Origin of the sequence: Streptomyces soli, from assembly GCF_003999195.1 — a bacterium.
GTDB classification, from domain to species: Bacteria; Actinomycetota; Actinomycetes; order Streptomycetales; family Streptomycetaceae; genus Actinacidiphila; species Actinacidiphila soli.
Map to the genome: position 1 here is coordinate 1 of NZ_RJVR01000144.1, position 11,083 is coordinate 11,083.

General features: G+C 70.7%; 12 protein-coding genes. 6 read left to right on the forward strand and 6 right to left on the reverse strand.

Annotation, left to right across the window (positions count from 1 at the left end):
- Positions 1 to 109 precede the first annotated feature (109 nt).
- The gene (locus EFK10_RS12885) at positions 110 to 418 is read left to right on the forward strand and encodes an immunity 53 family protein (RefSeq protein WP_127355852.1); all 309 of its coding nucleotides are present in this window, start codon (positions 110 to 112) and stop codon (positions 416 to 418) included.
- Between the two features lie 154 nt (positions 419 to 572).
- Here EFK10_RS12885 and EFK10_RS12890 read toward each other — a convergent pair whose 3' ends face one another.
- Genes EFK10_RS12890 through EFK10_RS12900 form a run of 3 tightly spaced genes read right to left on the reverse strand, consistent with a single transcriptional unit; the run spans position 573 to position 2,645 of the window.
- Complete coding sequence (locus EFK10_RS12890) at positions 573 to 1,463, reverse strand: sulfite exporter TauE/SafE family protein (protein ID WP_206305429.1); 891 nt, start codon at positions 1,461 to 1,463, stop codon at positions 573 to 575.
- A 5-nt stretch (positions 1,464 to 1,468) separates the two neighbouring features.
- Complete coding sequence (locus tag EFK10_RS12895) at positions 1,469 to 1,825, reverse strand: rhodanese-like domain-containing protein (protein WP_127355854.1); 357 nt, start codon at positions 1,823 to 1,825, stop codon at positions 1,469 to 1,471.
- The gene (locus EFK10_RS12900) at positions 1,812 to 2,645 is read right to left on the reverse strand and encodes a GntR family transcriptional regulator (protein ID WP_127355855.1); all 834 of its coding nucleotides are present in this window, start codon (positions 2,643 to 2,645) and stop codon (positions 1,812 to 1,814) included. Before EFK10_RS12900 ends, EFK10_RS12895 begins: the two co-directional genes overlap by 14 nt.
- A 130-nt stretch (positions 2,646 to 2,775) precedes the next feature.
- Between EFK10_RS12900 and EFK10_RS12905 the strand changes: the two genes are divergently transcribed.
- The 5 genes from EFK10_RS12905 (at position 2,776) to EFK10_RS12925 (ending at position 6,970) form a co-directional block, all read left to right on the forward strand.
- Complete coding sequence (locus EFK10_RS12905) at positions 2,776 to 2,976, forward strand: hypothetical protein (RefSeq protein WP_127355856.1); 201 nt, start codon at positions 2,776 to 2,778, stop codon at positions 2,974 to 2,976.
- A gap of 14 nt (positions 2,977 to 2,990) precedes the next feature.
- Positions 2,991 to 4,349 carry an MBL fold metallo-hydrolase gene (locus EFK10_RS12910; RefSeq protein WP_127355857.1) on the forward strand — a complete coding sequence of 453 codons (1,359 nt, stop codon included), beginning with the start codon at positions 2,991 to 2,993 and terminating at the stop codon, positions 4,347 to 4,349.
- Positions 4,350 to 4,381: 32 nt separating this feature from the next.
- Positions 4,382 to 5,587 (forward strand): NAD(P)/FAD-dependent oxidoreductase, encoded by a 1,206-nt coding sequence (locus EFK10_RS12915; RefSeq protein ID WP_127355858.1) that lies wholly within the window; start codon positions 4,382 to 4,384, stop codon positions 5,585 to 5,587.
- Between the two features lie 323 nt (positions 5,588 to 5,910).
- Positions 5,911 to 6,078 carry a hypothetical protein gene (locus EFK10_RS47335; protein WP_164835965.1) on the forward strand — a complete coding sequence of 56 codons (168 nt, stop codon included), beginning with the start codon at positions 5,911 to 5,913 and terminating at the stop codon, positions 6,076 to 6,078.
- Positions 6,079 to 6,688: 610 nt separating this feature from the next.
- Positions 6,689 to 6,970, forward strand: a complete 282-nt coding sequence (locus EFK10_RS12925) for a DUF6225 family protein (RefSeq protein WP_127355859.1) — start codon at positions 6,689 to 6,691, stop codon at positions 6,968 to 6,970.
- A gap of 744 nt (positions 6,971 to 7,714) precedes the next feature.
- Here EFK10_RS12925 and EFK10_RS12930 read toward each other — a convergent pair.
- The 3 genes from EFK10_RS12930 to EFK10_RS12940 form a co-directional block, all read right to left on the reverse strand.
- Positions 7,715 to 8,017, reverse strand: a complete 303-nt coding sequence (locus EFK10_RS12930) for a Mu transposase domain-containing protein (protein ID WP_127355860.1) — start codon at positions 8,015 to 8,017, stop codon at positions 7,715 to 7,717.
- Positions 8,018 to 8,101: 84 nt separating this feature from the next.
- Entirely contained in the window at positions 8,102 to 9,352 is a 1,251-nt protein-coding gene (locus EFK10_RS12935) for a TIGR02679 family protein (RefSeq protein WP_127355861.1), read from the reverse strand.
- Positions 9,349 to 11,083, reverse strand: a 1,735-nt coding sequence (locus tag EFK10_RS12940) for a TIGR02680 family protein (RefSeq protein ID WP_127355862.1), incomplete at its 5' end; no start/stop codon positions are given. The genes EFK10_RS12940 and EFK10_RS12935, both read right to left, overlap by 4 nt.

An 11,083-nucleotide genomic window follows, 5' to 3' on the forward strand; every position in this document is an offset into this window, starting at 1 on the left:
CCAACTCCACCTCGCAGCCCCCGACATCTGACCAGACGACACACACAACACCGGAGCCGAAGTCAACCCCCGAAGGACTTCGAGCACGGACCACTTAGCATCTCCTGCCATGAGCGATTCGGAGCCTCTTCTTGGCTGGCTGCAGAGCCGGTACGCGCGGCAGTGCGACGGCGACTGGGAGCACGAGTGGGGCGTGAGGATCGCCACGCTCGACAATCCCGGTTGGACCGTCGAGATCGATCTGGAAGAGACGGACCCGGAAGAACGCGAGTACCCCCGTCAGGACGTCAACCGCAGCACGCAGGACTGGGTTCCGAACTGGACCGCTGAGAAAACCTTCCACGCCGCGTGCGGCCCCAGAAACCTCACCGAGGCCCTCACGCTGTTCCGTACCTGGGCGACCTCGACCGCTCCCTGAGCCGGTGCACAGCCGGAGATACCAACCCGGTGCACCTATGCGGTCAGAGCACTAGAGATACCAGCAGGGGTATCACAAGGTGACGCACCGGACATATCTAAACCCGTACGGCGCCCGCTTTTCCAGCACCAGGCTGCGCTCGCATGGTCGTGGGTTAGTTGGCCAGCGCCATTCCGCTGTGAAGGGCGGTGTAGGCGGCGACGGCGAAGAGGAGGGTAACGAATGCTCTGGTGAGTGTCCTGGCCGAAATCTTGTCGGCGATGCGTTTGCCGGCCAGGGAACTGGCGACGGTGGCGAGGGTGAAGGGAACGATGACCGACCAGTGGAAGGTGTCATGGCCGGCTCGGGCGAGAAGGGCGGCGGCGGAGTTCACTGCGATGACCAGCAGCGAGGTGCCGATGGCCACCGGCATCTCGTAGCCGCTTACCATGACCAGCGCGGGGACGACGACAAAACCGCCGCCGACTCCGAAGAGTCCGGTGAGAAAGCCCACGGCGAGCCCGGCAGCAATGATCTTGGCGGCGGCGTTGGGGCCGATCTTCCTGGCCTTTCCTGTCCGGCCGGTGCCGCCTGTTGCGTCCAAGGGGTCGAGAAGGTGGCCGGTACTGGGCGGAGGCGGTCCGGTCCGTGGCTCGCCACGGGGGGCCTTTACCGCGACGACCGCCGGTTCCGCGCGGGCGACCACCCGTGACTGCCCTGAGGTCCGGCGCAGCATGCCGGTCGCGGCGACGGCGACGAGGACGGCGAAGGCCAGAAGCAGCACGTCGGGATTGACGTGCCGTCCCAGCGCGGTGCCCGCGTAGGACGATGCGATACCGGCGAGGCCGAATGCGGCGCCGGCTCCCCAGCGGACGTGCCGCGCGCGTGCGTGACCCACAGCGGCCACGGCGGAGGTGATGCCGACGATGACTAGGCTTTCGGTCGTGGCGGCGCCGACCGATTGGCCGACGGCGTAGACGAGAGCCGGCACCGTGAGGATGGAGCCGCCGCCGCCGAGGGCGCCGAGACTCAGGCCGATGAGAGCGCCGAGGACGACAGTCGCCATGACGGTCATCGGAGGCTGCCGGCGGTCCCGGGCGCGGTGTGAACGGGCAGGCCGACTCGGACCCAGTCGTTCATGCCCCCGGTCATGTTGTGGACCGTGAGGCCTGCGGCGCGGAGGATTTGCGCGGCTCTGGCGGAGCGTTTGCCGGAGCGGCAGACGGCGACGACGGGTTTGCTCCCGTCGATCGTCGCGATCGTCACCGGATTGAGCGTGCCCAGCGGTATGAGAACGGCGCCGTCGATATGACCGGCTGTCCATTCCTCGGGTTCACGCACGTCAACGACGATGACGGCGCCACTGGCGAGCAGCTTTGCGACAGCGGCTGGGCTGACGTCGGCGGTGTGGTTGTCAGACGGGTTCACGGGTGGTCCAGTGCTCGAGTCGGATGGGGGTCGGTGCGAGGTCGAGGCGATAGCCGCTGCGGGCGTCGAACTGGGCCGTGGCGCTGAACCGGTCGCCGCGGATGAGAGTCGTGCGCCATTCCACGGCACGGCCCGATGCGCGGCCGAGGCGTTCGATGGAGAAGGCGGCGACGTCCTGTGGGAGGTCCAGCAGCCGTCTTTCCGCCGCGGTGGGAACGACGGCCTGGATGCGTTCGTGTCCGCCGGTGAGGCGGATACCGCACCGGCGGGCGAGTTCGTCGTAGAGCGCGGTGTGGCTGAAGTCGGCGTCAAGCAGCGGCCGGGCGTCCGCGGCGAGCAGCCACACCCGGTCGTGAGCCAGCGGTTCCCCGCCAGCCAGCCGCAGGCGTTCGAGATACAGCAGCGGCGTCGACTCCTCCATGCCCAGCCGGACCGCGACATGCGCGTCCGCACGGACGTCGAGACTGCGCACGACGCTGCGCTGCTCCAGTCCGGCGGCCTCGACGGAGGCGAACAGGCTGTAGAGGGCGCCGAGGGGCTGCTCTACGAACGCCTCCCCCGCCGGGCGGGGCTGCTGCCCCCGCGCCGCGGTCACCAGACCCTCCTGCCTCAGCTCGCGCAGCGCTTCGCGGACGGTGTGCCGGCTGACTCCGTACTGGGTGCGCAGTTCGTGCTCGCCGGGGAAGGAGTCGGTGAACTCGCCGTGCTCCAGACGCATCCGCAGATCGTCGCGGACCCGCTGCCACATCGGCGTCTTCCCCCTGGCCGCAAGGGCGCGCGTCGGTGCGGTTGAGCCGTGTTCGGAGTCGGTGCCGGTCATGATTGCTTTCCTCCGAGTTTCGTCCGGACATTTCTAGGATTAATGTTCGTACATTACCCTAGCCCATGAGAGGCAGGGAATCCATGCAGGTAGAAGTCTTCAGCGCAAACTCGGCGACCGCAGTTACCTCGTGCACGACGGCAGGGTGGCCGTGGTCGTGGACCCGCAGCGGGACATCGACCGGGTCGAGCGGCTCCTCGCGGACGTCGGCGCCACCCTCGACCTCGTCGTCGAGCCGTGTTCGGAGTCGGTGCAGGTCGTGATCCTTTTCCTCCGATGTTGTGTCCGGACATTTCTGGAGTTAATGTTCGTACATTACCGAAGCTCATGAGAGGCAGGGAATCCATGCAGGTAGAAGTCCTCAGCACCGAAGAACTCGGCGACCGCAGCTACGTCGTGCACGACGGCAGGGTGGCCGTGGTCGTGGACCCGCAGCGGGACATCGACCGGGTCGAGCGGCTCCTCATGGACGTCGGCGCCACCCTCGACCTCGTCGTCGAGACGCACATCCACAACGACTACGTCACCGGCGGATACCAGCTCGCGCAGCACGCCCGCGCCAGGTACGCCGTGAACGCGGCCGACCCGGTGGCCTTCGACCGGGTCAGCGTCCAGGCCGGTGACACGCTCGAGGTGGGTAGCCTGCGCGTGCGCGTGGTGGCCACGCCGGGACACACCGACACCCACCTCGCGTACGTCGTCACCGACACCGCGGCCCCCGACGAGCATCCCGCGGTGTTCACCGGCGGCTCGCTGCTCTACGGGAGCGTCGGCCGCACCGACCTGGTCGACCCGGCGCGCACCGACGAACTCACCCGGGCGCAGTTCCACTCCGCCCACCGGCTCGCCGACGGGCTGCCCGACGAGGCCCGGATCTACCCGACGCACGGGTTCGGCAGCTTCTGCTCCACCGGATCCGCCACCGGCGGAGACGCCAGCACCATGGGCGCAGAACGCCTGCGCAACGACGCGCTCACCGCCTCCGGCGAAGAGAGCTTCGTCGAGCACCTGATCGCCAATCTGACCGCGTACCCCGCCTACTACGCGCACATGGCACCGCAGAACCTGAGCGGTCCCGGCCCCGTCGATCTGTCCGCACCGCAGACGCTCGACGCCGAGGAGCTCGCCGAACGGATCAGCGCGGGAGAGTGGGTCGTCGACCTGCGTGACCGCGTCCTATACGCCGCCGATCATCTGGCCGGCACCGTCGGCATCACCCTGTCCACCCAGTTCGCCACCTACCTCGGCTGGCTCGCACCGTGGGGAACGCCGATCACTTTGATCGGCGACTCACCCCAGCACGTGGCCGCCGCCCAGCGCCAGATGGTCCGCATCGGCATCGACAGGCCCGCAGGGGCCTGGACCGGCGGCCTCGACACGCTGACCGCCCCCGACCAGAAGCGGCAGGCCTATCCGCGCGTCACCTTCGCCTCGCTCCGCGATGCCGGGGAAGGCGACATCATCCTCGACGTACGCCGCGACGACGAGTACGCCGCGGGCCACATTCCCGGATCCGTCCATATCCCGTTGCACCAGCTGCTCAGCAGGATCGACGACTTGTCCACCGGACGGTTGTGGGTGCACTGCGCCAGCGGATTCCGCGCATCCATCGCCGCGAGCCTGCTCGACCGGGCCGGGCTCGACGTGATCTTCATCGACGACGACTACAGCAACGCCGTCGCCCTCAAGCTGACCACGAGCTGACCGCTCGGGCCAGCAGAACGGAAGGAACCACCATGGTCACCACCGCGCACCACCAGGTACTCATCGTCGGCGGGGGCACCGCCGGCATCTCCGTCGCCGCCCGCCTGAAGCAGGCCGGGATCCACGACATCGGCCTCCTCGACCCCGCAACCACCCACTACTACCAGCCGCTGTGGACCCTTGTCGGCGGCGGACGTGCCCCGGTCGAGAAGAGCGCCCGGCCTGAACGCTCCGTCATGCCGAAGGGCGTCACATGGATACAGGAGCGTGCCGAAGACATCGACCCCGACGAGCAGACCGTCAGCACCGACCGCGGTAGCAGGATCGGCTTCGACCGGCTCATCGTGTGCCCCGGCATCCAGCTCGACTGGCACAAGGTGCCCGGGATGGCGGAAGGGATCAACACCCCGCAGATCTCCAGCAACTACCGCCACGACCTGGCGCCCAAGACCTGGGAACTCATCCACACGATGCGCTCAGGGACAGCCGTGTTCACGATGCCGTCCGGACCGATCAAGTGCGGTGGGGCGCCGCAGAAGATCGCCTACCTCGCCGCGGACTACTGGCGCGAACAGGGCGTCCTGAAGGACATCAGGGTCGTGCTCGTACTCCCCACACCGACCATGTTCGGGGTGCCGGTGTTCTCCGAAGAGCTGGAACGGGTCGTGGCCCGCTACGGCATCGAGGTGCACAACAGCAGCGAGCTCGTCGAAGTGGATCCGCACAACCGCCGCGCCACGATCGCCGACCACGCAACCAGCACCAAGGATTCCATCGACTTCGACATGCTCCACCTCGTGCCGCCCCAGTCGGCCCCCGACTGGCTCAAGGCGACACCGCTGGCCGACCCGGCGAATCCGGCCGGATATGTCGAGATCGACAAGCACACCATGCGCCACGTCCGCTACCCCAACATCTTCGCCCTCGGCGACGCCGGTTCCTCTCCCAACTCCAAGACAGGAGCGGCGATCCGCAAGCAGGCGCCCGTCGTCGCACAGAACGTCACCGCCAGCCTCACGGGCTCCGCCGCTCTTCCCGCCTCCTACAACGGCTACTCCTCCTGCCCGATCACCACCGGCCGCCACAAGATGCTGCTCGCCGAGTTCGACTACGAGGGGACGCCGCGACCGAGCCTCCCCGTCATCGACACCACGCACGAGCGTCGCGACATGTGGTACCTGAAGCGCTACGGGCTGCCGTACATGTACTGGAACCTGATGCTGCGGGGACGCGCTTGATCTACGGCCGCTGGTGAAACGCCGGCCCGCTGTCCCAAGCCGTGTCCCATCGCGGCCAGCGGCTGGCGGGCTGCCCGTTGGGCAGGGGCTGTCCCGCCGGCCCGCCGCGACGCCATGGGCGGCCGTCAGCAGGGGGATGCGCTGCATGACGCGGGCGATGACCCCACCGCGCGTGCGTTCGTCGACGACTACCCGCCGGGCGTGGGATCCCCCGCAACGACCCGCTGCTCAAAGAAAACCAGCGGAAGCCGCGATGTGCCTGGACTGCCGCACCGTCCTTCTGCCACGGCCCCGCCCTCACCGGCGCCGACGGAAGTATCACGGTGCTCGCCGAAGGCTCCGCGCTGCGCTTCCAAGGCGATGACGTCAAGGTCATCGGTGGTGGCTTCCCTTCGGGCAACCGCCGCGCCGATCTCGTGGAGTTCCGCGACATGCCGGGCGAGGTCCCCTGGGGCCCGGAACCACCTCCACGGCATCCTGGAGCGGGGTGAGCTCTGCTCCGACGCCTGCCGCCAGGCCGCCTACCGGGCCCGGAACCGGCCCCCGGCCGAACCGGAACCGAGCGCGCCCCGTCCCTTCCCATCCGTCGGCCCGCCGCGCCCGGAGAGTCGCGGCCAGACCTGCGGCAGCTGCGGGGCAGCACTCCCTCGGTCCTCATCGCGCCGCCGGAGGTACTGCGGCACGGCGTGCCGGTCCCGGGCGTACCGCCGCAGCCGCACCGCGTGAGGCGCCCGCCGCGGGCTCCGGGCTCTGCCGTGTCATGGCGGTCTACAGCACGCCGATCAGGGCGTTGTCCTCCCACTGGTCGACGATCTCCAGGTACCCGGCGAGCACCTTGGAGTGCGGGGCCCATCCGCCCTGCTTGGCGATGACGATCTGGTCGTGGCCCTTGAGGCGGGATGAGGTCGCCTGGCCGTCCTCGTCTCAAGCGCGGCGGTCAGGGGGTGTGTCGCCACCGGCGGCGGGGCGCGGCCCGGGCAGCAGTCGGGCGGACTGGGACGCGATCGGCAGGGCCATCGGTGCGACATGGCGGGCCGCGTACCAGCGCTTTGCCCGGCGCCTCCCGCGAGACTGACCTCACCTCACGAGAGCAGGAGTCGCATGACCGAGACCGTCCAGACCCAGAGCTACACCCACACCGTCCAGATCTGGACCGTGGGCCGCCTGCGCGAGGCGCTGGCCACGTACCCCGACAACATGCCGCTGCACATCGCCATGCCCGACGATCCGGCACCTCACACGGCGCAGACGGTCGACGACCGCTACGTCGTCACCGGAATCGGCATCGGCACGTCCGAGCACGCCGACGCCGGCCTGGTCGACGCCGACTACGTCACCATCGAGGCTGACTTCCCCAGCGGGGAATACGAACAGCACCCCTGACCGCCGTGCCAACGGCCCCGTCGGCATCGCGCTAGGCCAGCAGTGGGTTGCAGGCGCATACCGGTGTCTGTCGGCCGCCGGTGCAGCGTAACGACCTGTCCGTCGGCCCCGGCGGCCTGGCACGACACGCCGCCGGGGCCCGTCACAGCGGTCCCGGAGCGGCGTCCGGAACGCGGGGCGGCCGGCCTGGGACAATCGCCGCCGAAGAGCGGCCACGGCAAATTCGACAGGCAGGTAGGCGCGGTGATCCCCTCCCCCTTCCGTCTCAAGGGCGGTGGCCCCCTGCTCGGAGCCGATGTGCACGGCCAGCCCGGACCGTTTGGGACCTACCGGGACAGGGAGCCCGAGGACGACACGGCGCCCGGGCAGGTACCGGTGCGGCCCGCGCTGGCCCGGTGGCTGGCCGGCGCCCGGCCCGGCCACCCCGTCCATGCCCTGGCGCAGCTGCCCGGGGCGGGGCCGGTCATGGCGCTGGACACGCTTGAGGAGCTGCTGGGCGTCTTCGACTGCGCCGCCGCGGCGGTCCCGGTCGAACTGAACAGGAAGCGCACGGACTTCGCCCGGCTGGCGGGCATGGGCGCGTTGCTGGACACCCGGACGGAGCTCGTCGTCGCGGCCGCTTTGCAGGCGGCGGGCGTCGGCTCCGGCTGGGGAACACCAAGGTCTCCAACCCCGACCTGGTGCTCACCGGGCCGTCTGGAGACGAGGTGGGCATCGAGGTCACCGCCAGGGCCCCGCACAGCATCAACGAACTGTGCGAGCGGCTGGAGACCGAGATCCTCGCCCCGCACGGCTCTGGTGCCTGGCCCAGCAGCGGGGGTGGCGGGCGACGACCTCGCCGCCTGCGGCGGTGATGACGGTGATCTCCTCGTTGTCCGCGCGGACCATCACCGTCCTGCCGATCGCGCGGGGGTGGACGGAGTAGTCGCATGTGTCGACGCGGATGTAGTGATCGCGGCCGATACGGGTGTGGAAACGCCACCAATGGGGCGGGGTGACCGGCGGGATGGTGAGCATCACGGCGCGGTCGGCCTCCCACCGGTCCACCGGACGGGCGTCGATGCTTCGATGAATCCGCCGGTTGGCGATGGTCAGCCAGGCGCCGGTCCGCTGGTAGATGCTCGGCAGGGCTCATTCAGGCGGACGGGACAAGTCGGACGTCAGCTCGTCCAGCACCGCCTCCTCCTCGACGCGCACGCCGAGTGCGGCGAGGGACAGGGCCAGTTCAGGGTCCCAGGGGGATTCAGCGGGGGTGCCGATGAGCGGGGTGCCCGTGCCGGGGGCTGCGGCGCGGTAGTCGGCGGCGGTGAAGCGCCAGGGGTGCCAGGGGACACGACGCAGGAGGGAGGAGGCGATGCGCAGTCCGCCCCAGTCGAAGTCGCCGTGGTAGTGCAGGGTGGCGCCCTGGTGGTGGAGGTGGCGGAGCAGGGTCACGGCGGCGGCGGAAGGCTGGCCCTGGAGGCAGACCAGCGGTGGGCAGGCGGAGCCGTACGTGTCGGCGGCGGCGGAGAGGACGGCCGGGTTCTCGCAGATCCGGACGGCAGCGGGCGCGGTCATCGGGGGGCGACGGTGGAGCTGTCGAAGGGTCAGTACGGCGGGTTCGCCGGTCTCGGCGAGCCAGTCGAGGGCGGGGGTGCCGCGCATTCCCAGGGTGAGGACGGTGGACGAGAGGTCGTCCCTGAGCAGTCCGGCGGACGCCCACGCCTCGCGGCGCCACTCGGTTCCGGAACCGTCCGGGAAGCCGGTCAGGGCGCGGATGGCAGACAGGACGAGGGTGGCTGGCGGCTTGCCGTCGTCCAGGGCGTGGGCGCTGCCCAGGACACGGGCTGCGAAGGCGGGGAGGGAGACGGCCGGGGCGGCGGGCAGCTCGCGCAGGGCGGTCACGGTGTCGGCGACCAGGTCTCGCGCCGTGTCCGGGGTACCGGCGAGGCGGCGCACCAGACCGTCGGCACGGACCTTGGCGGACCAGACGGCAAGCTCGGGGCGCTGTGCGGCGAGCGTGCGCAGCGGGACGTACGAGTCGTCCCAGGCCCGCGCTTCTCTGTCGCGTACATCGCTGAGCAGAGCCACCGGGCTGGTGAGGGCGGCGACGGCGGTGGCGAGGCCGTCGGGGCTGACGCCTGAATGGCGAAGGACGGCGTCTACGGCGTCGAGGCGCACGGTCAGGGTCCGGCCGGTGCCCGGGGGGCGGCCCAGCAGCCGCTCCACGGCGGCGCGTTGGGCCGGGCTGGGGCCAGTCAGGGAGATGGGCCCGGTCAGGGGTTCGTCACGTTCCAACCGGCGGCGCACCCGGTCCCGCAGCCAGCCCAGCTCCGGGCCGCCGAGCAACCGGTCGAGGCGGGCCCGGTCGAGGCCGGCCGAGGTGGGGCCACCGCTGCTCATGTCCACAGGGACTCCTGGTCCGGGTCGGTGGCAGCGGCGCGGGTGGCCGCCAGGGCGCCCCGGCGCTCCGGCTCGGTTCCTCGGACGCGTTCGGCGCCGTCCCACTCCCAGCGGGTGACCAGCACCGCCGCCAGCTCGTCCATGCGGGAGAGCTGGGCGATCGCGATCCCCGGCACCTGCGGGTAGCAGGCCCACTCGCGCTCGCTGGTCATCACCACGTCCAGGTCGAAGGCATGGAGCAGCCCCAGGCACTTGGCGCGGGAGTCGTCGTCCACACCCGCGAACGCCTCGTCCAGGGTGACCAGGCGCGGGGCGTAGGGGCTGGCCGCGGTCGCGTAGTGCGAGGACGCCGCCGCGAAGAGGGGTACGGACACGGCGAGGACCCGCTCGCCGCCCGAGGCGGGGCCGGTGGCCGGGACCCAGCGGCCGTGCTGATAGCGCTCGATGCCGAATTCGTGCCAGCCACGGTAGTCGAGAGCCGTCGTCAGCTGCTCCAGCCGGCTGCCGGAGCCGTCCTCGCTGCGCTGCCGCGCGATCTGGCCCTGGAGGAACTCGCCGACCACCTCACGGTCCTGAGGTGACCAGGCGTCGGCCGACTGCCGCAGCCGTTCGCGAGAGTGGGCCAGCCCTGCCGGTGCCTTGCGCGAGGGGCGCCAGACCAGTCGCAGCTTCATGCCGGTGGAGGTGGGCCGTTCCTCCAGTTCGGTGTTCATCGCCCGCACTTGGCGTTCGGCGGTGCCGATCAGTTCCTGGAGAGTGCCCGCGACCTCGGTGAGCAGGTGAGTCTCCAGGATTTCACGTTCGTGCGTGGACAGGATGCGGGTCAGCTCGGCGACCTCGGCGCTCAGGGCCACGGCGAGTTCGGGCACGGCCCGTGCCCGGCCCTGATAGACGATGTCGACGACCATGCCGTCCTCCACCATGCGGGCCGAGGCGGTGTGCCCGTGTCGCGACAGGGCGTTCTGCAGCTTGGTGAACTCCTCGCTCAGCCGCTTCTGTACGCGTTCCCAGTCGCCGTCAGAGTCATCGGTGCCGGAGAGTTCGGCCTCGATCGTCCGGGCCAGGGCCACGGCCGGCGTCGGCGACCACGGCCCGCCCTCCGGGTCCGGCACGGCCGCCTCGGGCAGGGCCACGGCGAGCAGCCCGGTCACGGCGAACCGCTGGAGGGCGGCGATCGCCTCCGCGCGCGCCGCGATCGCGTTGTCGACGTCCGTCTCCAGCTGCCCGATACGGCCGTCGGCGCGGGCGGCGCGCAGGGCGGCTTCGGTCTGCGCATCGCGGGACTGCCGCTGCTCACGTTCACAGGCGCGCTGCGCATCGGCGGTTTCGGTCAGGCGGCGCTGGAGTTCGTCGACGGCGGCACCGACGGTAGAGCGCAGGGTGGTGTGGCGTTCGTCGGCGGCGGCCGCTGCCCGGAAGGCGTCCTCCACGCGCAGCACCAGTTCCTGGACCCGGGCTGCGGCCTGCTCGGTTTCGGTGCCTTCCTCGGCGGCGGCACGTTGCGCGTCATCGCGCTCGCGCAGCGCGGGCCAGAGCGAGGCGAGGGCCACAGCGTAGTCGGCGAGGGCCTGCCGTACGGCGGCGAGCTCGGCGCGGTCGGCAGGCAGCCCCAGGTCGGCGGCCGTGCCGGTGAGGTCGGTGGCGGCTTCCCGGGCCCGGCGGTCGGCCTCGGCGAGTTCGGCGGCGCGTTCGTCGTGCCGGGCGCGGGCCCGGCGGGCGGCGTCGGCGGCG